General features: G+C 40.3%; 16 protein-coding genes. 8 read left to right on the forward strand and 8 right to left on the reverse strand.

Going from position 1 to position 24,593, the window contains the following annotated elements; translation table 11 throughout:
- Positions 1–140: 140 nt before the first annotated feature.
- The 4 genes from F2B13_RS12245 (at position 141) to F2B13_RS12260 (ending at position 7,820) form a co-directional block, all read left to right on the forward strand.
- Positions 141–1,919, forward strand: a complete 1,779-nt coding sequence (locus F2B13_RS12245; RefSeq protein ID WP_232622878.1) for an alkaline phosphatase — start codon at positions 141–143, stop codon at positions 1,917–1,919.
- Positions 1,920–2,157: 238 nt separating this feature from the next.
- Positions 2,158–5,151, forward strand: a complete 2,994-nt coding sequence (locus F2B13_RS12250) for a SusC/RagA family TonB-linked outer membrane protein (protein WP_149273465.1) — start codon at positions 2,158–2,160, stop codon at positions 5,149–5,151.
- A 20-nt stretch (positions 5,152–5,171) separates the two neighbouring features.
- Positions 5,172–6,938, forward strand: coding sequence for a RagB/SusD family nutrient uptake outer membrane protein (locus F2B13_RS12255; RefSeq protein WP_149273467.1), 1,767 nt, complete (start codon positions 5,172–5,174; stop codon positions 6,936–6,938).
- Positions 6,939–7,106: 168 nt separating this feature from the next.
- Complete coding sequence (locus F2B13_RS12260; protein ID WP_149273469.1) at positions 7,107–7,820, forward strand: SDR family oxidoreductase; 714 nt, start codon at positions 7,107–7,109, stop codon at positions 7,818–7,820.
- A gap of 15 nt (positions 7,821–7,835) precedes the next feature.
- Here F2B13_RS12260 and F2B13_RS12265 read toward each other — a convergent pair whose 3' ends face one another.
- The 3 genes from F2B13_RS12265 to kbl all read right to left on the reverse strand — a co-directional run bounded on the left by F2B13_RS12265 (position 7,836) and on the right by kbl (position 13,299).
- Positions 7,836–10,583, reverse strand: coding sequence for a PD-(D/E)XK nuclease family protein (locus tag F2B13_RS12265; RefSeq protein WP_149304336.1), 2,748 nt, complete (start codon positions 10,581–10,583; stop codon positions 7,836–7,838).
- A gap of 68 nt (positions 10,584–10,651) precedes the next feature.
- Positions 10,652–11,992 carry an OmpA family protein gene (locus tag F2B13_RS12270; RefSeq protein ID WP_149273473.1) on the reverse strand — a complete coding sequence of 447 codons (1,341 nt, stop codon included), beginning with the start codon at positions 11,990–11,992 and terminating at the stop codon, positions 10,652–10,654.
- Positions 11,993–12,105: 113 nt separating this feature from the next.
- On the reverse strand, positions 12,106–13,299 hold the full coding sequence (gene kbl, locus F2B13_RS12275; RefSeq protein ID WP_149273475.1) for a glycine C-acetyltransferase: 1,194 nt from the start codon (positions 13,297–13,299) through the stop codon (positions 12,106–12,108).
- Between the two features lie 121 nt (positions 13,300–13,420).
- Here kbl and F2B13_RS20470 point away from each other — a divergent pair, with 121 nt between their 5' ends.
- Positions 13,421–13,573: a hypothetical protein gene (locus tag F2B13_RS20470; protein ID WP_198439688.1), complete on the forward strand. Its 153-nt coding sequence runs from the start codon at positions 13,421–13,423 to the stop codon at positions 13,571–13,573.
- Here F2B13_RS20470 and F2B13_RS12280 read toward each other — a convergent pair.
- On the reverse strand, positions 13,570–16,722 hold the full coding sequence (locus tag F2B13_RS12280; RefSeq protein ID WP_232625229.1) for a UvrD-helicase domain-containing protein: 3,153 nt from the start codon (positions 16,720–16,722) through the stop codon (positions 13,570–13,572). The two genes, F2B13_RS20470 and F2B13_RS12280, sit on opposite strands and share 4 nt — an antisense overlap.
- Positions 16,723–16,797: 75 nt before the next feature.
- Here F2B13_RS12280 and F2B13_RS12285 point away from each other — a divergent pair, with 75 nt between their 5' ends.
- Complete coding sequence (locus tag F2B13_RS12285; protein WP_149273477.1) at positions 16,798–17,406, forward strand: superoxide dismutase; 609 nt, start codon at positions 16,798–16,800, stop codon at positions 17,404–17,406.
- Between the two features lie 1,194 nt (positions 17,407–18,600).
- Here F2B13_RS12285 and F2B13_RS12290 read toward each other — a convergent pair.
- From F2B13_RS12290 to purN, 4 genes are all read right to left on the reverse strand, one after another.
- Complete coding sequence (locus tag F2B13_RS12290) at positions 18,601–20,499, reverse strand: amidophosphoribosyltransferase (protein WP_149273479.1); 1,899 nt, start codon at positions 20,497–20,499, stop codon at positions 18,601–18,603.
- A gap of 77 nt (positions 20,500–20,576) precedes the next feature.
- Positions 20,577–21,503 (reverse strand): PfkB family carbohydrate kinase, encoded by a 927-nt coding sequence (locus F2B13_RS12295; RefSeq protein ID WP_149273482.1) that lies wholly within the window; start codon positions 21,501–21,503, stop codon positions 20,577–20,579.
- Positions 21,504–21,624: 121 nt separating this feature from the next.
- Positions 21,625–22,260, reverse strand: coding sequence for a ribonuclease H1 domain-containing protein (locus F2B13_RS12300; RefSeq protein WP_149273484.1), 636 nt, complete (start codon positions 22,258–22,260; stop codon positions 21,625–21,627).
- Positions 22,261–22,265: 5 nt separating this feature from the next.
- Positions 22,266–22,829 (reverse strand): phosphoribosylglycinamide formyltransferase, encoded by a 564-nt coding sequence (gene purN, locus F2B13_RS12305; RefSeq protein WP_149273487.1) that lies wholly within the window; start codon positions 22,827–22,829, stop codon positions 22,266–22,268.
- A gap of 159 nt (positions 22,830–22,988) precedes the next feature.
- On the opposite strand from purN, the gene F2B13_RS12310 reads away from it, so the two are divergent.
- Together F2B13_RS12310 and fabF are read left to right on the forward strand one after the other, a co-directional pair.
- Positions 22,989–23,222 (forward strand): acyl carrier protein, encoded by a 234-nt coding sequence (locus F2B13_RS12310; protein WP_008269813.1) that lies wholly within the window; start codon positions 22,989–22,991, stop codon positions 23,220–23,222.
- Positions 23,223–23,337: 115 nt separating this feature from the next.
- Entirely contained in the window at positions 23,338–24,588 is a 1,251-nt protein-coding gene (fabF, locus tag F2B13_RS12315; protein ID WP_149273489.1) for a beta-ketoacyl-ACP synthase II, read from the forward strand.
- Positions 24,589–24,593 lie beyond the last annotated feature (5 nt).

The following is a 24,593-nucleotide window of genomic DNA, read 5'->3' on the forward strand; positions in this document are numbered from 1 at the left end:
AGCGTCATGATTATTTGAGTTAGTCTAGTTTGAGTTAGTTTAGGAAAAACCGGTGTCGAATTGTCGCCGGTTTTTGCTGTTTCCAGGTACACGTGCCGTCAAAATATATTAAATTGGTCCTCCCGTACAAAATAACACCTATGAAGAAATTGACTTTATACGTATGCCTGTTGTTTGCCATTAAAATGGCATTCCCACAGGAAGATCCAAGTTTTCGTGTACATTCCCACAATGATTACCTTCAAGATATTCCTTTTTATGCGGCAGTTGCCGCTGGTGCTTCTTCCGTCGAGGCCGACGTCTTTTTGAAAGATGACAAACTAATGGTGGCCCATACCAAAGCTGAAATCGTAAACGGGCGAACCTTGGAAAGCCTATATCTTGAACCCCTGCAAAGAAATATAGAAATGGACTTTGTCTTTGAAAGGCCCTTTCAACTTCTTATCGATATCAAATCTGAGGCATACCCTACCTTAGAAGCGATTACCGAAGTTTTAAAAAAGTACCCCGCAATCATTTCAAAGAAATATATAAATATTGTTATATCAGGCAATAGACCCAAAATCGAAGATTATACGAATTATCCGGATTATATTTTTTTTGACTATCAAAGCTTAGATCCAGTTACGGACTCTAAAACAAGAAATAAAATTGCACTCGTAAGTCTGAGCTTCAAGAACTTTTCAACTTGGAACGGGAAAGGACGGCTCACAGCTGAGGACTACAATAAAGTATCATCCGTCATAGAAAAGGCACATGCCATTGGCAAACCTTTTCGTTTCTGGGCTACTCCTGATTCAAAGACTTCATGGAAAGCATTTGTTAAGCTTGGCGTAGATTTCATCAATACCGACATGCCTTTCGAGTGTGTTTCATACACAAAAACTCTCCATGATCGAGAATACGGCAACAAGGTTTTTTCGAAAGTTTACCGGCCTACCTTCAGCGCTTCAGAACAAAATCAGAAGGTTAAAAACATTATCCTTATGATTGGCGACGGCAATGGGCTTACCCAAATCTCCGCGGCCGCTTTAGCCAACAAAGGCGAACTTACGTTGACTCAACTAAAGGATATCGGATTTTTAAAAACTCAATCGGCAGATGATTTCACCACGGATTCTGCTGGGGCAGGAACCGCAATTTCAACGGGTAAGAAAACTCGGAACAGGGCCATTGGTGTGGACGTAAATGGAAAACCCATTGAGAATATAACCGAATTGTTGTCTAAAAAAGGGTTTGTTTCGGGCATCGTAACGACGGACGAGATATCAGGAGCTACCCCTTCGGCTTTTTTCGCACATCAAAAAGATCGGTCACAGACTGAAGATATTTTAAACGATCTTTCGAAAAGTGACCTTTCTCTGTTTATTTCAAACGGTCAAGCCAAAGAACAATCCAACTTTGCTGGTTTTTCATTGCTTCCAAACCTTAAAGAAATTGGAAACTCAAAAGAAAATAAAGTTGGATTTTTCATAGCGAATACCACGGCCAAGGAAAGCAATAGCGGTGTACTGGCAAATGCTACTCAGGAGGCCCTTCAATTCTTGTCCCAAAAAAACCGACCATTCTTTTTAATGGTAGAAGGAGCCAAGATCGACTCTTATGGGCATGAAAATGAAATCGACGGAGTCATATCCGAAGGAATCAGCTTTGACAAAGCGGTTTCGAAAGTAATTGAATTTGCGGACAAGAACCCGCAAACCTTAGTAATCATCACCGCCGATCATGAGACAGGGGGTCTGACCATTCCACAGGGAAATTTAGAAAACAACACTATCGAGGGTGATTTTACGACCCATGACCACACCGGCACCATGGTACCCATTTTTGCCTATGGTCCTCAATCAAATACGTTTCAAGGAGTGTATGAAAACAATGAGGTGTTTCATAAAATTTCAAAGGTACTGGGGGTCAAGTAAGAACCCTCACTTTTTAACCTTCGCCTAACAAGGCGCTTTCAAAAAGTGCATACACTTAAAACAACCATAAATTTAAGCTAACCTTGCTCCAATCATTTGTTTTCTATTTTTGCCCTTCCTTAAATTCTTCTTTGAAGGTCTAAATAGGTTACATATACTCAAAACAAATTACAAATAGTAATATTTTTATTAAATTTCTGTACATTCATTGCCTAATTACCAATTTAAACTAAACTCTATGAAAAACTTAAGATTTCTATTGCTCATTGGCAGCTTTTTTGGGCTGACGTCTATAGCATGGGCACAAACCACAGTAACCGGTACGGTTACCGACATTCAGAATATTCCACTACCAGGAGCGACGGTGGTTGAAAAGGGTACTACAAATGGGGCAACGACCGACTTCGATGGCAATTTTAGCCTGCAAGTCGATAACACCAACGTTGTTCTCGTAGTTTCGTATCTGGGCTACGCCACCAAAGAAGTATCCCTTGCTGGCGAGACAAATATTACGGTACAACTCGCGGAAGATGCCACCCAGTTGGAAGATGTGGTCGTTGTAGGTTATGGTACACAGAAAAAATCAGATGTAACAGGCTCCATTGCCTCCGTTGATAGTGAAGATTTTAACCAAGGTGTGGTCACAAACCCAGGGCAATTGTTACAGGGAAAAGTATCGGGTGTTAATATTACCAATGTCAGTGGAGAGCCTGGAGCTTCGCAAAATGTTATTATTCGTGGGGTAGGAAGTCTTAGGTCTGGAACGGCGCCCCTATATGTAATAGACGGCTTTGTAATCAGCAATAATGATATTGGCATGGGGACAAATCCTTTGAACTTTATAAACCCTCAAGATATTGCATCAATGGATGTCTTAAAGGATGCTTCAGCCACGGCCATCTATGGTGCACGTGCCGCAAACGGGGTAATTATGATTACCACCAAAAAGGGAAAGGCAGGAAAGGCTGAAATGAACTTATCAGTATCCACTGCCATGTCGTCCATCGCCAAAAAGATGGATGTGTTCAGTGCGGACGAATTTAGGCGACAAGTAACCGCTGTCGGCGGAACCTTGAATGATCAGGGCGGCAACACAGATTGGCAAGATGAATTGACCCGAACCGGGATAACCAAAAACGTCAATTTATCCATGAGTGGAGGGGTAAGTGAGAAGTTTTCATATTTTGTGTCCGGAGGCGTTTCAGACCAAGAAGGTATTTTCTATAATAGTGATCTCGAAAGATATTCGGGTCGTGTAAAATTGAACCAGAAGGCCTTTGACGGTAAGTTGAACGTAGACTTTAACCTAACCGCTTCCAAAACCATAAATGAAAGACCTAACATTACACCTACTATAGTAGATATGCTGCAGTTGAACCCCACCTCACCCGCATATGACAGTAATGGTAATATTTCCGTTCTAGAGGGTGCCAACGGATTAATTTTAAACCCGTTGCAACGTAACGATATCTACTTGGACGAAGCCAGAAGCAACCGTATATTAGCAAACATCACCCCTTCTTTGGAGATAATAAAAGGGTTGACCTATAAAGTGAATGTAGGAGTAGACTATGCACTAACCAACCGAGACATACAAAACAAGCCTTACACCTTGGGCGAAGGGCTTTTTATGGGAACCCTAAATACCATATCTACCGAAAATAGCAATTACTTGATAGAAAATACCTTAACCTATAAATTAGATTTGGGAAAGCATAATGTAACGCTATTGGCTGGACATTCGTACCAAGAGACAAAATTTGAAAGGAAGAATATTGATTTTCAAGGGGGATTTGCGAATAACGGAATAGAGCCCAGGTACCAAGACCAGTCAAGTACAGAGGTTACGGCCACTACCCTGCAGTCTACGGCCACAATAGATGAACTACAATCCTATTTTGGGAGATTAAATTATTCATATGCCGATAAATATTTGTTTACGGGAACCTTAAGGGCCGATGGTTCTTCAAGGTTTGGTGCCAATAATAAGTACGGATATTTCCCTTCGGTCGCTTTGGGATGGAATATTGATAAGGAATATTTTTTGGCGGACAATAATTTTTTCAGCAACCTGAAATTACGTGTCTCTTGGGGCCAGACAGGTAACCAGAACGGTATTGCCAGTAAAGCTAGTTATGCCAGTTATAATGACTCCAAAAGTGATAATGACACCTATCCATTGGATGGCACGGAAACCACATTAGACGATTATCCCTACGGGACCATTGCCGTACGCACCTCCAATCCGGACTTAAAGTGGGAAGTGGTTTCACAAACCAATATAGGACTTGATTTTGGGTTTTTAGGAGGTAGCTTAACAGGAACCCTGGATTACTTCAACAAGGTCACGAGTGATGTTATTCTATATGCTACCAACCCTGACCCGATAAACCCTACAGAGAAATATTGGACCAACTTCCCCAATATGAAAATAAAAAACGTAGGGTATGAGATCGCTTTGGATTATAGGGGCTACCTTAACGAGGACTTCACCTATAATATTGGTGGAAACGTGTCCTTTATAGATAATGTAGTGGAAGAGTCCATTTATTCTGTAATCACTTCAGGTGCTGCCCAAGGATCGGGCCAAACCGGTGCCACGATTAATGGTTATATCAACAATGAGCCCATCGGTGCGTTTTACATGAAAGATTTTATAGGGATTGGAGATGATGGTGTTAACCAGTTTAGGGATGTAGTGGAAGATGGGGTATCCCTGGACAATGACCGTATAGTACCCGGCAGTGCCCTGCCAGATATATTATACGCTTTCTATTTAAACCTTAACTATAAGAATTTTGAATTAGGATTTAATTTTAATGGTGTTTCAGGAAATAAAATATTCAACCACACTGCCATGTCTAATTTTAACAAAGGACAGTTGGTCAATAACTTGAACACCACCGATTTTGCCATTGCCTATCCTAACGAGAGCCCAACAAATTCTAACGATGTGTCTACCCGCTACTTAGAAGATGGTAGTTTCCTTAGGCTTAACAATGCAAGCTTAGGCTATACACTTGACCCATCTAGAATTGGCTTAGAAAATTTAGTTAACAATATCCGTTTTAACATTACTGGGCAAAACCTATTTACCATTACTGATTACTCCGGCTATGATCCCGAAGTAAATACAGGAAGCGAAATAGACCAAATACAAACATTTGGCATTGACAGATATCGGTATCCTACTGCCAGAACATTTATGTTTGGCCTAAACGTATCATTCTAATTAAAAAATTGTTCAACAAGATGAAAAATAAAACTAAAATAGGAGTATTTATGGTGCTGTTTGGGCTTTTGGGCCTTAGCTGTACCGATTTAACAGAAGAGCGAATAGATGAAACCGAATTCGGAGCGGAAGCAGACGCCATAAATGGAGCTATTGCTCCTGCCTACGGCTATATTTCCTGGACTTGGAGGCACACCAATTACTTTGGACTGCAGGAAATTGCCTCTGATGAAGCCATATTGCCCTATCGTGGTGGTACAGACTGGTATGATGGAGGTAAGTTTCTTGCCGCCCATCAACATAATTTTACACCCAGCAACGACTTGGTCACTTCTGGTTGGAATCAGGTGTCCATTAATATCTCTAGGACCCTTTCGGCCATTGAAGTATTAACTCCTCTTTCGGAGGCGGGCAACGATGAAGCCACAGGAGCACTATATGAAATGAAGGCTCTTAGGGCCTATTTGAACATGTTGATGTTAGACAGTTGGGGAGTAGTGTTTAAAAAGGAATCGCCCGAAGACCTTTCAGAAGTACTCCGAACGGAGGAAGCGTTCGCCTATATTGAAAGTGAGCTGCTATCAGTGGTTGATGTAATTAATAATAGCCATGGACCAGGACGTATTACCCAAGATGCCGTCAAAGGATTTTTGGCCAGATTATATCTTAATGCCGCAGTATACAGGGATCCTTATGGCAGTCCCAATTTTACCGATGAGGATATGGATAAGGTCATTGCCTATACCAATGATATCATAAACTCAGGTAGCTATGAGCTGTCTCCGGAGTATTTTGAGCTTTTCAATGACAATAACAATGATAATGCCGAGCTCATTTTTGCCCTAGACCAAAGAGGTGTGCTTCAAAGAGAGCATAGTCGTTGGGCTTATTGGTCAATTGCAGGTGCAATGATTGCCAGACCTGAATTCTATCCGGACAATACAGCAGATGGTACCGATGGCCCGGGAGTAACCCCTGACTTTTACCAAACATGGGTGGATGCTTATGGCGATGTAGACCCTGCTGAAGCCGATGCGCGTTTCTATAAAAGAAATACATTGGTGCCCGAAGAACAACTCATAGACTTGGCAAATCGCGAACCTTTAGTGGAAACGGAAACCGAAAATAGTTACTATTGTGTGGAGGCTGAAGAATTTGAAATGGATAGAGGGATCTTACGAGGCATTCAATGGGGACCACGCCGAGGGGATGGCGATTTGGTGAAATGTGATGATGGTTCTTTAAGAATTTACCCCTTACTACAAACAAAAGGTAATGGACCTGACAGAGATTCTGGATATGTAGATCACACCTTACAAATAGATTTCACCAATGAAGGGTCTTTGCACCATGCAGGATACCGTTTTTCTAAATACCAGTTCAGCCATACTTCCCCCAACGGAAACAATTATAGCAGTGTAGATTTGGTATTGATGCGCTTAGCAGAAATATATTTCATGCGTGCAGAGGCCAAGTTGCGTAAGGGAGATGCTGCTGGTGCGCTGACTGATGTAAATATGGTAAGGACTTCAAGAAATGCCAGGGCCGATCAAACACCAGCGGCTTTGACAGAAATTGATTTGGATATCATGTTTCGTGAAAGGGGTTTTGAGTTTTATTGGGAAGGTTTAAGAAGAACAGATCAAATCCGCTTTGGCAAATACGAAGATTCATGGACAGAAAAGACGGACACAGACGTAAACCATCGTTTGTTCCCTATTCCACAAAGCGCGGTGGATGCCGCTTCGGGTATCGACGGTTTCCTAGAGCAGAATCAAGGTTACTAGTATTTTATAGGTATTTGATTGACAAGTTGGGCGGTTTTTTAAACCGCCCAACTTTTTTGTTTTGCTAGCTTCCATGACTTAGGAACGTTTTAAGAAAAGAATAACGCTTTACACTTTTATTTAATGGCTTAAGGTGGTATTTTGAGTAGAAACTGTAACAATAGAGTAATGAAAGATTTGAAAAATAAAGTAGCATATATCACAGGTGGTTCAAAAGGAATAGGATTGGGCGTAGCGAAAAAACTAGTTGAAAATGGTATGAAGGTGGCCATCAGTGGAAGAACCTTAAAAACGGTGCAGCAGGCATCTGAACATCTGGGAACAAAAGACCAAGTTCTTGCCCTTGAATCCGATGTAACAGACCACGGAGATGAAGAGCGGGCCATTGGGGCCATACTCGAAAAATGGGGACAACTAGATGTAGTACTTGCCAACGCTGGAGTGGGCCATTTCGCACCCGTAGACGAGCTTTCAGAAAGCCAATGGCATCAAATGATAGACACCAATCTCAACGGAGTTTTCCATACGCTCAAAGCTTCTGTTGATGCCTTGAAAAAATCAAAAGGCTATTATATGACATTGGCCAGTTTGGCCGGAACCAATTTTTTTGCATCAGGAGCTGGTTATAATGCGACCAAATTTGGCGTTGTAGGTTTTACACAGGCCGCCATGCTAGATCTTAGGAAATACGATATCAAAGTATCCACGATCATGCCAGGCTCCGTTGCTACACATTTTGCAGGAAATGAACCCAGCGAAAGCGATGCATGGAAAATTCAGCCTGAGGATATTGGTGAACTTGTCATCGATTTGCTAAAAATGCATCCTAGGACCCTCCCTAGCAAAATAGAAGTTCGACCGTCGAGACCCGATAAAAAATAATTCCGAACTTAATGCTTAGGATTCTTTCTCCTGAATAGGAATTTCGGGATTACAGATTTCTCGAATCAACCTATTTAGTTCTACCTCGAAAAATTTCAGGGTATCTGCAGTAATACTTGTTTGTTTACTGCTATTCCCTTTTTTTTCCTTCGTAGCAAATTTTAAGAGCCCTGAGCTTAACTTCTTAAAAGAAAATATGCCGGCTTCTATTTTATCTGTTGGATGATCAAAATTGTACATTAAGGAATAGCATAGTAACTGAAAAGCTTTACTATAGTCGTAGTTGATAGCAATTTCCGACCAATCGACTATTTCGACATGTCGCCTTTCTACCGCTCCCGTTTTATAATCAATAATTCTCAAAGTTCCGTCGACCTCGTCGATCCGATCAAGTTTTCCTTTTAAAAAAATTGGAAAATCTACTTCTGGTATGGACAGGGGAATTCGAAGGTTTTTCTCTAGGGCTAGAATCTTGATACGCTGCTTGCTTACTTCATCAATTTCAAGATCGATGAAATGCTCAACGTACCTAGCTACTACATTATAAGCGATGAGATTCTTCCCTTTTGATATATCGCCATCTAAGTAATTTTTAGTGAAATGATGTCTCACCAAATCTTTAATATTGGTCTTTACTTCTAAGAGGCCTTTTTCAGTAAGGTATTGTCCTAAAAAGGGACTGTATAGCTCTTCGAGGGTATCATGAACTATAGTCCCAAATGTATTGGCCGCCACAGTCTCCTCTACCTCTTCCTTTTCATCAATGCCCAATAAATTAAGTTTGTAAAAATCAAGGGGGGCTCTAATATAATTGCTCAGCGATGAAGGTGAAAATCCATTGCTCGCATGTTTTCGAATTAAATCGACTAATCCTGCATCCTTATTTATCGATCTTAGAACGTTTTTTGAGGGTTCAATACTTGGCGATGCCACATAATGTATAATATCGCCTTGTCGCTTCTCATCGGTAAGTAATTGATTGATAAGCCGGCTAGGTTCACCTCCCTCAAGTACATCAGGTTCTGTGTTGTAGAGTATGTAGATATTTTTGGCACGCTGTAACAATCTATAGAAGTGATAGGTGTAAATAGCATCTTTCTCCTTATAGGTAGGAAGACCGATGTTACGTTTGATATCAAGTGGAATAAAGGAGTTGTTCGATTTTCCCGAGGGGAGTATCCCCTCATTGACCGATGTAATGATGACAGTTTCGAAATCAAGATTACGACTTTCGAGCATTCCCATTATTTGAAGGCCTTCAATAGGTTCTCCTTGAAAATCCAAGGTCTCGGTTGCTAATAATTCGCTGTACAAACTCTGAAAAGATCTTAAGTCGGTAATGAAAGTATACCTATCTATAATATTCAATAATTGGTTGAACAGACCATAAAAGCGATACAAATGTTCAAGCCCTAAATCATCGCTACCCTCTTGAAATTTCAACTTTAGTCTTTCTATAAGCCTGAGACATGTTGTGATAAACTTCTTTGGCGTAGGCGTGCTTTCCATAAATAAAAGGGAAGCCATTTCATTATCCGTCGCCAGCTCTTTCAATTGGTCGGCCGTAACATACACCCAATTCTTTTTTTTAATGGCCTCTTCTATATTAGATATTGTATTTTCATCAGAGTCCTTCAGTAATAAATGTATGTAGGGGTGTGACAGAATATGTAAAATAGCTTGAAAATACCAACCATTCTGCGGTTTTGAGGTGTAAAGTTCTACATAAAGTTCAAAAAAGGTGGCTAATTGACTTTTAGCCAAAGGATATCCCATCGTAATGTTTATACTCGAAATACTTTCGGGAACCGCATTTAAAAGGGGATTTAATAAAGCTTCATCTCCAAGAATGATTGCTGTACTTTTTAAAGTTTCAGGCTGTTGTTTTTGAATATTGGCGAGAATCTCACCCGTAAACTTTGCTTGTGACACATTTTTAGGAATACCTATCAGTTCTATTTTTTTTCTTTTGGTATAATTTGAGCTAGGCCCCTTTAGACCATATTCTTGCAAGTAGTGCCAATCCCTTCGGTGTTGTCGAATAAAATAACCCGCATCATGAATATCGTCGTCCAAAAAATATCGGTCAATATCCCAATATATTTCGGCACTACAAGTAGACAATATATGTTGAAATATCTGGCTTTCGGCCGTATTTAAAGCATTAAACCCCGCAAAAATAAAGGTCTTGCCCTTGAAATTCTTTAGATAAGTGTCAATTTCTTCACAGGCCTTTCGATATACTAGACCCTGATGTCCCAGACCTTGATCTAAAAGAAGCGTATTGAAACGATGGTAAAGTACTTCTAGACTATTCCAAAACTCCAGATAATTCTCCATCATTTTGGTCTTTTTACTCTGAAAAGACCAATGGTTTATTTCTTGAATAGCAGCAAGGTTAGAAAAGAGCTGGCTGGCCGATACAAGATACCTATCAATTTCATTGAAATCGTGAAGTAAGGTTAGACTCCACTTTGAAAACTTGAAAAAACTTTCAGCTTCTGTAGAGTTAGTATCGACATACGCCTGATACAGGTTAAACAATTGTTGTGTACTGTTTGCGTACGAAATGCCCGAAATCTTTTCAATAAAATGCTCTATACTGAAAATTTCAGGTAAGAATATTGTTCGATGGGTATTGTTTGCAATCGCTCTTTTTAAGAAAACTCCAGCGCGCTTACTAGGCAGAATAAAAATGATATCTTCAAGTGACCCGTATTTCGGCCAAACTTCTTTGACTACCTCCTCTAAAAAATTCTGCATACTTTAAAAATAAAAAAGCCCTGACAAATGTCAGGGCTTTTAGCTTTATTTCGTTGAAAAAACTAGTACTACTTAACTAAGTTAATCTCAACTCTTCTGTTTTCAGCTCTACCGGCTCTAGTGTTATTGGAAGCAATTGGCTTAGATTCTCCATAACCAACAGCTGACAATCTGAACTCCTCTATTCCTTTATCTACCAAGAACTCTTTTACTGAAAGTGCTCTAGACTCAGAAAGGCTCTGGTTCAATTTTTCACTACCAACACTGTCAGTGTGACCTTCAACCGTAAACTTAGCGTTAGGATATTCGTTCAAAATCTGAATAATATCCACCATTACAGAAGTAGATTCTGCTTTGATAGAAGACTTACCAGTGTCGAACAAGATTGTTCTAGCATATTCATTCAATTGCTTCTGAACTTCCTCAGTTACTTCAGGACAACCTTCGTTGGCCACAGTACCAGCAACGTCAGGACACTTATCATCCTTGTCCAATACACCGTCACCATCTGAATCTGGCCATGGGCATCCTTTATTTTCAGCAGGACCTGCCTCATTAGGACAAGAATCATCTCCATCAGCTACACCATCGCCATCAGCATCTGGGCAACCTGCAAGGCTGGCAAGACCAGCTTCGTTTGGACATTTATCATCTTTATCGGCAACACCATCACCGTCAGCATCAGGACAACCGTTCATTTCTTTTGAACCAGCTTCGTTTGGACAAGCATCTTTGCTGTCTTCTATACCATCACCATCAGCATCAGGACAACCATTGAAAGCCTCTAAACCAGCTACTTCTGGACAAGCATCGTCTTTGTCATAGATACCGTCACCATCCGTATCAGTACCGCCGAACTTAACAGCAAGACCGGCCATATGTTGCCAGTGCTTAACACCGTAATCTTCGAAAGCATGTTTGTAAGCAGTCTGTACGGTTAGACCAATATTGTCGCTAAACCAAAAGTTAATACCTACACCTCCGTTAAGAGTACCTGCTCCGATTTCATCAACCCAAGTATAACCTCCACCTACTTCGACGAAAGGATCAATAACGGTTTCCTTTAAGAAATTATATTTAACTGTACCATCTATAGCATAATGAGAAAGGTCATCAACACTCACATCACCCACTTTGCTGATTTTGTTCAAAGAACCTCTAGCTCCGACAGAAAATCCACCACCTACTGATTTAGAGACACCAATGTAAGAGATAGAAGGAAGAATGTTCCAGTGGTCAGTGGCGTTAAAAAGTTGACTACCAAAACCACCATCATCACCAGTTGGATAGGTATCTATGGCGTTAACCCCAAAACTAACCTGCCAAGGGTTATTTTCGTCTTGAGCCTGTATGTTGTTTACGCCTATAACAAGAAGGGCAACAACTAATAATTTGCTAAGATGTTTCATGTTCAAATTTTTAAGTTTAAGTGTTTATTAGCTGCAAATGTAAGTTGTTAAATATTATTAACAAAATCAATTTTGCATTTTTTTTAACGCAATATATAGAATAAATAATGCCTTTAAACGATTTTCATGGCCTTTCCAACCTCGATAAAAGCATCGATTGCCCGGTTCAAATGCTCCTTTTCGTGGGCGGCGGATAATTGAACGCGAATCCGTGCCTTGCCTTTTGGTACGACAGGGTAGAAGAAGCCGATGACATAGATTCCTTTCTTCAATAATCGATTTGCCATTTCTTGCGCCACCTTTGCATCATAAAGCATGACAGGTACAATGGCAGACTCTCCGTCGATAATATCAAAACCGGCTTCCTTCATACCGGATTTAAAATATTCCGTGTTTTTTTCAAGCTTGTCTCGAAGTGTCGTATCACTTTCCAACAATTCAAAAACCTTTATCGAGGCTCCGACGATGGCCGGGGCCAAAGAATTTGAAAACAAATAAGGCCTTGAGCGCTGCCGTAACATTTCAATGACCTCCTTTTTGCCAGTGGTGTAGCCGCCCATTGCACCACCAAGCGCTTTGCCCAGTGTTCCCGTGATAATATCTACGCGCCCCATAACTTCCTTTTCTTCCAAAGTGCCTCTTCCGGTCTTACCTATGAATCCCGTTGCATGACATTCATCGATCATTACCAGTGCGTCGTACTTTTCTGCCAGATTACAAATTTGATCTAAAGGCGCCAATAATCCATCCATCGAGAATACTCCATCGGTGACGATAATCTTAAATCGAGCATGGTCCGCATCTGCCTTTTGCAATTGTTCTTCAAGGTCTTTGACATCGCCATTGGCATATCGATATCGTTTGGCTTTGCACAAGCGCACCCCATCGATGATCGAAGCATGGTTCAGTGCATCTGATATTATCGCGTCTTCAGCTGTTAACAAGGGTTCAAAAACACCTCCGTTCGCGTCAAAAGCCGCAGCATATAATATGGTATCTTCTGTACCATAAAAATCTGCAATTTTTTGCTCCAGTGTTTTGTGAATATCTTGAGTGCCGCAAATAAAACGTACCGACGACATGCCAAAGCCATGACTATCAAGTGTGTCTTTCGCCGCCTGAATGACAGCCGGATGGGATGATAGACCCAAATAGTTGTTAGCACAAAAATTTATGACCTCCTCGCCTGTCGAAATTTTTATAATCGCATCTTGCGGGGTGATTATTATGCGCTCTTCCTTATAAAGGCCATCTTCCTTTATCTGGGCCAATTCATTTTTTAAGTGATCTTTAATCTTTCCGTACATATATGCCTTGAGTTAAAATAATATTAGGAAGCAAAGAATTTTTATAAGACACTACTTTTATTCTTTACGATTAATGTAAAAGTAGGAAAATGCTAAATTAAGCGATTAAAACATCAAAACAATGACACCCAAAATATTCGGAATTGCAGCGGCTTTGGTAAGAAGCCGCAAGTATACTTTAGTACTTGTAGGGGCTCAATTTGCCTATCTAGGTTATAAATATTTTCGAGAAAAAAGAAAAGAATCAAAAAAAGGAACGCTTAAGAAGGCCTAGACATACTTTACGCTTACGTTGTCATTGATATATACCAATATTCTTTGTTCAACTTTATAGCCCATTTCTATAAGCGCGTCACTATAGGTATATAGTTGGTGCACATATTTGGGATCACTCTTACCGGTCTTATAATCAATCAAGCTAACTTGACCCTGTCTGAAAATTATTCTGTCCGGACGAATTACATTACCCTCTTTGGTAACCATATCAGCCTCGTTCCTGATGATATTTCCCTCTTCAAAATATTTATGCAGGTCGGGATGATTTACGATTTTATCCACCGCGTTCTTAATTTCGTTGATATCCTCTTCTAAAATATCACCTCTACGCACCACGATATTTAGGGCGTCTTCAATATCACCCTCCGTTTCAACTAAACCCAAAACGTAATGTAATAGGTTACCTTTTGACAAGGCTTTGCCACGGGCCGTATCCCACAGCATTCCTGCCTTGGTCAAAATTTTAAATTCTGACCTGTGCTTATATGTATATCCAAAATGCACGGTTTCATGCTGGCGTTTGGTAACAACTTCCTTATTTGACATCAAGTGACCCATGGTATAAACAGTCTCATTTTGGTTCCATAATTTCTTTTCCTTTAGGTATTCTATGAACAGGCCCGAATAGAATTCTTTCTTATGCTCGCCATTGGAAGTAAGATCTTTCTCACTGATTACAAAGAGTGCCTTTTCTGCTCGGGTAAGCGCAACGTAAAGCAAATTAAACGCATCGAGCTCCATCTTATACTCCTCCTCGGCATAGAGTTCAGCAGCGATTTGGCCATATTCGAGCACTTCCTTCTTCTCGTTCAAAAGAATCTCGTCGAAACCGTTGAAATCATTAGGATCTACTGGTAACCACATTTTTTTATCCTTACCTCTATATATATGTTCATTGGCAAACGGGAATATTACGATAGGAAACTCCAAGCCCTTTGACTTATGAATGGTCATTATACGCACGGCATCTATAGTATCAGGAGCGGTTATCCCAAGCCTGTCCTTTTTTTTGTCCCAATGAGATAAAAAGACCTGTATTGCCACACCTTCCCTTTGTTCCACTTCGAGAATAAAATCCATGAAATAGGTGATATAGGCATCGGAATCGGGTACGAGGTTGAACTTCTTGATCATCTCCTCGGCCGTATCATATACGGACGAGCGTCTCACCGTATCAAGACTGAGTTCATAAGCGTCTATAAGATACTTTTCTACACCATTGAGATTTTCAAAAATAAACTGGTGTTGATTTTCGATGTTCAATGATAAATAATAAAGTATCTCGTACCCTTTTTCTGGCTGTGGGTTTATCGCATACTCAAGAATACTAACCAAAAATCCAACCTTATCACTACTTTTTAGTAAAAGACTTTCAGAAGAAATCGTTGGAATTTGGTTTTGGGTCAAATACTCGGCTAGCAAAACACCCTCTTTATTGCCCCTAACCAAAATACAAATATCGTCATAGCCATAGTTCCTTTTGGATACCGACTTGATTATTCTTAAGGCTTCATGGCAATACTGTTCATCTCGATCTTCTCTCTCACTTCCTTCAATAAATGAGAGCTGAACCACCCCCCCTTTTTTTTCATTATACCCTTGATTGCTGCCATCGACAAAAAGGCTGCTGTATCGGGAATCGTTTAAAAGAGGGCTTGTAATTCTAAAGAACTCATTGTTGAACTTTATAATTTCCTCGTGGCTCCGGAAGTTTTTGGGCAATGACCGTGTCTCAGGAACTACAACAAAGGGGTTGGCATCTTTGGTAATCAAATTGAGAAACTGTTCCGCCCTGCCTCCGCGCCAGCGATAGATCGCCTGCTTAGCATCACCGACCAAAAACAAAGAACCTCTTTTACCTTGTAAGTCTTCACTTTCTAGGGCATTGGCAACCAGGGGCACCAAATTGTTCCATTGCATGGAAGAAGTATCCTGAAATTCATCAATAAAATAGTGACGGTATTTCTCCCCTAAGCGCTCATATATAAAGGGTGCTGGTTGATTGCTTACTTCTTTCGAAATAATTCCATTGAATTCAGATATCGACAGTTGATCACGTTCGGACAACAATGCTTTTACCTCTTGTTGAATGGCGTTCAGAACCGTTAGGGGAACTAAGTTGCCATAGGCATTCTTCAATAAGGATAATTGGTAAAAATCTTGTCTTATGGTTTCAAGTGCCTTTGAAAAAATCGGAAAAAGAAGGTCAAGCTCTAATTTGATGTTTTCAGAAGTAGACTTGGTATACAGGCCTGTATTGACAAAGTTCTGTTTCCAAGCGGCGTTAAAATTAATATTTAAATCCTTCTGCGCGATTTTAGCCATAAACTTTGGAAAGTAACCTGCTTTAAAATCGGAGAATACGAGTCCCTTTTCAGCGATCTTATTCAAAATTTGTTGCGCCACCGAAACTAAGTTTTGCTTTTTGGCCTCGATCCGCTTTGCAAGGATATCTTTCAGGGTTATAAAGTCGTCAATATTCTTATCCTTCAATTTTTCGAGGTGGGGAAAATCGTTTTCCCTGAACAGCAATCTTCCAAAATTGGTTAGGTCGTAGGTGATATCCCAACTTTTATCATCATCGATTTTCTCAAGTGCAAAATCAATTAATACTTGGGTCAGTTTTTTATCGGATCCCGCCTTTTCAACGAGTCTGGCAACGGCCTCTTCCAATAAAAGGTCTGTATCCAATACCACTTCAAAATTCTGGGGCAGCTGAAGATCCCTGGCAAACGTTCTAATGAGCCTATGCGTGAATTTGTCAATAGTAGAAATATCAAAAAAAGCATAATTATGAAGAATCGCTTTAAGGGTTCTCTTCGCTCGCAACTTTAAAGTCTCATGTTCAAGGTGGAGTTCTTCTGCAATTTCATCAAACAACAAAGGTGCGGTTGAGAAATCAGAAACCTTCCCGAATTCAAAAAGTGTTTTCAGAATACGGGATTTCATTTCATTGACCGCTTTGTTGGTAAAGGTTATGGCCAATATTTTTTTGAATTGATTTTGTGAAGAAAGAACTATTTTAAGGTATTCTTTGGTAAGGGTATGAGTCTTTCCAGATCCGGCCGAAGCGTTGTATATTTTAAAAGGAGCTTCTTGCAAGTGCTTTTTTATGCAAAATACGGATTCTATAAGAGTTCTTAACAATTTATTAAGGCATTTTAAATGTTAAAAAACGTACTTTTCAGAACACTGAAATATTAATCTAAAAACAATTATAAAATGGCTTTTGATTTACCAAAACTTCCTTATGCATACGATGCTTTGGAACCACATATTGATGCAAGGACTATGGAGATACACCATACCAAACATCACAACGGATATACGACCAAGTTGAACTCAGCCATTGAGGGTACGGATTTGGCCAGTAAATCCATCGATGACATTCTTAAAAATCTGGACATGTCGAATACGGCAGTAAGAAACAACGGCGGAGGATTCTATAATCACTCTCTTTTTTGGGAAATAATGTCCCCAAGCGGAGGAGGAGAACCTTCAGGTGCCCTGGCTGATGCTATCAACAGCGCCTTTGGCTCTTTTGAAGGCTTTAAAGATAAATTCAGTAGTGCCGCCGGTTCACGCTTTGGTTCGGGCTGGGCCTGGTTATGTGTACATAAAGGAGGTAAAGTTGAAATTTGCTCTACTCCTAATCAAGACAACCCTATAATGCCCGATACAGGTTGCGGGGGACAACCTATTCTGGGTCTCGACGTTTGGGAACATGCGTATTACCTGAATTATCAAAATAAGAGACCTGAATACATCGAGGCGTTCTTCAATGTTATCAATTGGGAAAAGGTCTCCGAACTTTATAAAGCGAACAAATAGGCCTCCATACATTACCTAATTAAAAAGCCCCGAGGATATGAATATCCTCGGGGCTTTTTTTTCAACAAGCTTCTATGCATCTATCAGCAATACGGCCTGATTGTTCATATAAAATTCAGTTCGCTACTATTCTTATATTCTTAGCCAAAATATCGAAATTGTACCTACAATAAATTGAAAAGGGTGGAGAAGTCTCCACCCTTTTCGTCCCAAATCTTACCATAAACTTAACCTACTTATGCTATGGCAACGCTAAATTACTGGTATTACGTGAAATAAAAAAGAAAAATTAAGGGTTTTTTTCTTGAAAAAAGGAAAGTAAAGTAGTACAAAACAAAATTAGTTCAGAAGAATGCTAGGGTTCAGAGCATAGGGCCATCAGGAACATTTTTATTATTAAAATAAAAAGGTGGAGCAGTGCTCCACCTTTTCCCCAAATCTTACCATGAACTTAACCTACTTATGCTATGGTTCTCCAAATATAGGTCGAAAGTAGTTCATCTATCAAAGGTTTTAGACAAACGAACATATCCCTAGATGAAATGCATTTCATCGAGTATTGCCTTATATAAAGGAAGGAAAAAGCATACAAATAGCATAGCACAAGGCTATTACTTAGTTTAGAACTCAAGTACCATTTGCTTCAGTTTGATATTACGAGATAACGAAGGCCTGAAAGTAACTATGGAAAATTGTCGGTCGAAGAAACTGGGTTAAGCACGAATGCGGTACGAATTTTCCTTTGTCAATGTTGTCAAATTTGCAAAATAAAAGGGGGGAGCAGTGCTCCCCCCTTTTCCCCAAATCTTACCATGAACTTAACCTACTTATGCTATGGTTCTCCAAATATAGACTGAAGTGGGGGCGTGTAGAAAGCTTTTTGTCAAACGGCATATAAATAAGGCAAAAAGCACTATAAGGCATACTCTTCCAAGAAAAGAGAACATTTAAATGTGTTTGGGAACTGTATCTGGAGGCCTGGCGTGATTAAAATCTTTTCCATTAAAGTCGGAAAATAAAAAAGGTGGAGAAGTCTCCACCTTTTTTGCCCCAAATCTTACCATGAACTTAACCTACTTATGCTATGGCAAGCTCAAAAATATGTTTGGAAATTTTGTAACAAACCAAAAAGCCGTTAAAAGACTTGAATTATCGATGAATTGTGCATTTTATTGCATTTCGTCGATAAAACCGTCAATAGGCGCGTTCGTTTTTACCCTCATAGAAGTTAATAAAGGCCTTATTTACCACCCGGTTTCCACCAGGTGTCGGGTATTTCCCGGTAAAATACCAATCTCCTAAATTTTTAGGACAGGCCTGATGTAAGTTCTCAATAGTCTGATAAATAATCTGTACTTCTGCCTTGATATTTTCAGGACTCAAAAGTTCACCAATCTTATGGGATATTTCCTGCGCTGTAAAGGGAGCATAGAACTCCTTTACATAATTCACCACATCCTTATCATTCGAATTGACCTGCTCTAAGCATTTGTCATAAATATTATCGACTACGTTCATGGTCAATCGCTCTTGATGCAAGGCCAATGCAGCTTTAAACGCTACAAAATCCTCAAGTTTTGCCATGTCTATTCCATAACAATCAGGGTACCTTATCTGCGGGGCAGATGATACCACAACAATTTTCTTGGGAGATAATCTGTCCAAAATTTTCAGAATGCTTTTCTTCAAAGTTGTACCTCTAACAATACTGTCGTCTATAATTACCAGATTATCACCCTTCTTTACCGAACCGTACGAAATGTCATAAACGTGGGCTACCAAATCGTCTCGGCTACTATCTTGGGTGATGAAAGTCCTAAGTTTAGCATCCTTGATCGCTACCTTTTCGATACGGGGGCGTACTTCGAGAATTGCATGAAGCTCCTCGCTCGTTATTTTGGTTCCAATGGAAAGGATTTGTTCTTCCTTTCTTTTGTTGAGATAGTTCTGCGCCTCTTTTACCATGCCAAAAAACGAAGTTTCAGCGGTATTGGGGATATACGAAAAAACGGTGTTCTTTAAATCGTAATCTATAGACTTTAATATCTGGGGAAACAATAATTTCCCTAAATGTTTTCGTTCTTCATAGATTTCCTTATCGCTTCCCCTCGAGAAATAAATACGCTCAAATGAGCATGCTTTTCTTTCTAAAGGCTCAAGTATCTGTCTAATCGACGTATTGCCGTCCTTTTTAATTATGATGGCGTGGCCGGGTTCTAGCTCCACTACCTCTTCAAAGGGAACATTGAAAACAGTCTGTATGGCTGGTCGCTCAGAGGCCACTACCACTACTTCATCATCTTTGTAATAATATGCAGGCCTGATTCCCACGGGGTCTCTCAATACAAAAGCATCACCATGACCTAAAAGGCCGGCCATCGCATATCCACCATCCCAGTTTTTAGCCGCACGTCTTAAAATTTTATGCACCTTTAACCTATCGGCAATTAAAGGAGAGGCTTCCTGTTTGGTATACCCTTCCTTTTTAATTTGTTTGTAGAGTTTGGCTACGGCATCGTCTAAGAAATGTCCGATTTTCTCCATGACCGTAACGGTATCGGCCATTTCCTTCGGATGTTGCCCTAGTTGGATCAAATTATCAAAAAGCTCGTGTACATTCGTCATATTGAAATTTCCGGCAACAATTAGGTTTCTATGCATCCAATTGTTTTGCCTGAGAAATGGGTGTACACTTTCAATGCTGTTCTTGCCAAAGGTACCGTAACGGACATGGCCTAAAAGAACCTCCGCGATATAGGGAATATTTTTTTTCTGCCAGGCAACGTTATCCACTTCTCCAGGATTCTCTTCCAGCGCCAAATTTATGCGATCGTTGATTTGTGCAAAGATGTCTTGAATAGGCTGTTGAGCTATTGAACGTACTCGGCTCATGTAGCGCTCGCCAGGGGCGACATCTAGTTTGATACTGGCAAAACCGGCACCATCCTGCCCCCGGTTATGTTGCTTTTCCATCATCAGGTACATTTTGTTCACCCCGTAAAAGGCGGTACCATACTTTTCCTTATAATATTCAAGCGGTTTCAGCAATCGAATTACAGAAATGCCACATTCGTGTTTAATAGCGTCGCTCATTTGTTAATGTTCTTCGGGTGTTTTCAATAAAGACCTAGGTCATCTATGACAAAAAAGCCCCTAAATCTGGGGCAGGTTTATGTTAATTCTATATCAAACTGTGTCAAAGCCTTGAATTGATGAAGCCTTTTTTCCAATTCTTCTTTTTTCAAGCTTTCCATTCTTTTAGTTCCAAAACGTTCTACGCAAAACGAGGCCAAGTTAGACCCGTGTATCACAGCACTCTTAAGATTGTTAAAAGACATGTTGTCGGACGCCGCTAAATATCCAGCGAATCCGCCCGCAAAAGTGTCTCCCGCACCTGTGGGGTCAAAGACTTCCTCTAAAGGTAATGCAGGAGCGAAAAAAATCTGTTCTTTATGAAACAAGAGCGCTCCGTGTTCTCCTTTTTTAATGACCACGTACTCAGGGCCCATTTTATGAATTTCCTCTGCTGCCTTTACCAACGAATATTCCTCCGTAAGTTGACGGGCTTCTTCATCATTGATCGTTAACACATCGACGTGCTCAATTACATTGATCAGCTCGGTAAGGGCATGGTCCATCCAAAAATTCATAGTATCTAAAATTATGAACTTTGGCCGCTGATTCATTTGTTCGATCACACTCATTTGAATCTCAGGGTGTAAATTTCCGAGCATCACGACATCCGCATCTTTAAACTCTGTGGGAACCACAGGTTTGAAGTCTGATAGGGTATTCAGTTCGGTAACCAATGTCTCCCGAGAATTCAAATCGTTGTGGTATTTACCCTTCCAGTAGAAGGTTTTCCCGCCACGAACCACCTCAATGCCTGAAATATCTATATTCTTCTTAACCAAAAGGTCTAGATAGTCTTGGGGCATGTCATCACCTACGACCGAAACTATAGCCGATTCTATATCAAACTGTGAAGCCGCCAAACCGATAAAGGTTGCAGCACCTCCTAAAATCCTATCGGTTTTTCCAAAAGGGGTTTCAATTTCATCAAAGGCTACTGTGCCTACAATAAGAAGCTTGCCCATGCAACTTTTTCTTTGGTGCAAATATACGCTTTTGGTTGTCCATGGGCGAGAGCGATTTTAATCAAATTCAAAAATTTATTGAAGTTGGCCATTTAGCATTCAAAAAACACGATTTCTAGCCTTACTTACGTCCAAAATCAGCAGGTATTTCTCCCCAGGCCTTGGTTTCCCATTTTACAATAGGGGTGGTGTACGAGTTAGTCTGCAACCATGTAACAGCCCTTCGAATAAGGTCGAAAAGGGGCTTGTTTTGTACCGTTTCCTTCAGTTTTGTATTACATTTCTTTTTACGCACCCAACTCATAGCTGTTCTTGAATCGGTATAGATAATACGATCGCTATTTTTTTGTTTTAAAAAGGCTAGTCCGTGAACAATGGCTAAAAACTCACCAATATTATTAGTGCCTTGGGCAAAGGGACCCTGCCGAAAGAGTTTTTTAGCGCTTTTGGTATCTACCCCTTGGTACTCCATCACCCCGGGATTTCCACTAGACGCGGCATCCACGGCGATGGAATGATAATTCGGGGTGCCAAATTTTAAGAGTTGCTCCGGCGTTAGTGGCGTTTCGCCCTTTTTTTTACCCCTATATTCCTCATAATTGCCATTGTAGGCCTTTTTGGCCTCGGTGAAAGTAGCAAACGATTTATACTGGGCGCCTTTGTAACCCGCTATGGCCGCTTTACAATCCGACCATGAATTATAAATTCCAGGGCGTTTGCCTTTCCAAACGGTATAAAACTTTTGATTCTTTGCCATTATTCCTACGCTAAGAGCTGTTCAATAATCTTAGGGAAATATTCGTATTCAAGAGCATGTACCTTTTGGGCAATCGTTTCTACAGTGTCTTCGGTAGATACTGCTGTTTTCGCTTGGTGAATAATCGTTCCCTCGTCGTAATTCTCATTTACATAATGAATAGTAATACCCGTTTCTAAATCGCCACTATCGCGCACCGCTTGATGCACCTTGTCACCATACATGCCTTTTCCACCATATTTTGGTAATAAAGCGGGGTGAATGTTAATAATTTTATCGGGAAAGCTCCGTATCATTTTCTCCGGCATTTTCCATAGAAAACCGGCCAATATAATAAGGTCCGGTTTCAAGGCCATCAAGATGTCCTGAACAACATCGCTCTTATAAAAAGAGTTCCTATTAAAATATAGGCCGTTAATGCCTAATCTATTACACCTATCCAATACCTTGGCATCCCTTCTATTGGACAATACAGCAGTTATTTTTACTTGCTCCTTATCTTGAAAATAACGTGCTATATTTTCCACATTGGAGCCCGAACCAGAGGCAAGAAGCACTATTTTTTTCATAGGACGAAGACACTTTTTAGGGTAAAAATATTTGTGGCTAAATTACTATTCCTGTTTTTAAATTTCTTAAATTACCGTACATTTTAACGGGAAATAGTGTTATTAAACCAAAGTTTTTTATTTTTGCCAACAATTTAAAATTTTAAAACCAAGAATATTATGTCAGACATTGCATCAAGAGTAAAGGCTATCATCGTTGATAAATTAGGTGTTGATGAGAACGAAGTGGTAACGGAAGCTAGCTTTACTAACGACCTAGGGGCAGATTCATTGGATACCGTTGAGTTAATCATGGAATTCGAAAAAGAATTTGACATTCAAATCCCCGACGATCAAGCAGAGAATATCGCAACGGTTGGTCAGGCCATAAGTTATATAGAAGAAGCGAAGTAATCTTTATGATTATTTCTTGAACAAGATTGAAAATTATCCATGTGGTAACTCTATCGCATGGATAATTTTTTTTAATTTACGCTTGGCTTAACGATAAAACCAAAAATCAGGTTCAATGCAATTAAAGCGAGTTGTAGTTACCGGGTTGGGTGCTCTCACCCCTATAGGTAATAATATTGAGGAATATTGGGAAGGTCTGAAGAACGGTAAAAGTGGTTCTGCGCCGGTTACATATTACGACACCGAAAAATTTAAGGTCAAATTTGCTTGTGAACTTAAAAACTACAATGCCGAGGATTTCTTCGACCGAAAGGAGGCGCGCAAATTAGATCGATTTGCCCAGTATGCCCTTGTTTCATCTGATGAGGCTATCAAAGATTCTGGATTGGAAGTTGAAAAGCTCGATAAATTTCGTGTTGGAGTTATTTGGGGGGCAGGAATAGGGGGACTTGAAACGTTTCAGAACGAAGTAATGAATTTTGCCCAAGGGGATGGCACTCCTCGTTTCAACCCTTTTTTCATTCCAAAAATGATAGCAGATATAGCTCCTGGTCATATCTCCATTAAACATGGATTCATGGGGCCTAACTATACTACCGTTTCAGCCTGTGCCTCATCTGCCAATGCCATAATCGATGCACTCACCTATATACGTTTAGGTCATTGTGATGTTATAGTTACCGGTGGTAGCGAGGCTGCCGTGACCATTGCCGGTATGGGAGGTTTCGGTGCTATGCATGCACTTTCTACCCGAAATGAAACTCCAGAAACTGCATCAAGACCTTTTGATGCCACTCGTGACGGTTTTGTATTAGGAGAAGGAGCTGGAGCTTTAATTTTAGAGGAATATGAGCATGCCAAGGCCAGAGGGGCCAAAATATATGCCGAAGTAGCCGGAGGCGGACTTTCAAGCGATGCATACCACATGACTGCCCCTCATCCTGATGGCATAGGTGTGGTTCGGGTTATGCAAAACTGTCTTCGCGATGCCAATCTTAAACCTGAGGATGTCGATGCCATCAACACACATGGCACCTCAACACCTCTTGGAGATGTTGCCGAACTAAAGGCAATTACAGAAGTTTTTGGTGACCATGCCCCAAACATCAATATCAATTCGACAAAATCGATGACCGGTCATTTACTAGGGGCCGCAGGTGCCATAGAAGCCATAGCCTCTATACTTGCCATGCAGCATAATGTAGTACCACCAACGATCAATCACACTACTGTCGATGAAAATATCGATCCAAAACTCAACCTTACCCTAAACAAAGCCCAGAAAAGGGAAGTCAATGTAGCGTTGAGCAATACCTTCGGGTTCGGGGGACACAATGCCTGTGTGATTTTTAAAAAAATTAGCTAATAATC

The organism is Pareuzebyella sediminis, assembly GCF_008367235.1.
Classification (GTDB): domain Bacteria; phylum Bacteroidota; class Bacteroidia; order Flavobacteriales; family Flavobacteriaceae; genus Pareuzebyella; species Pareuzebyella sediminis.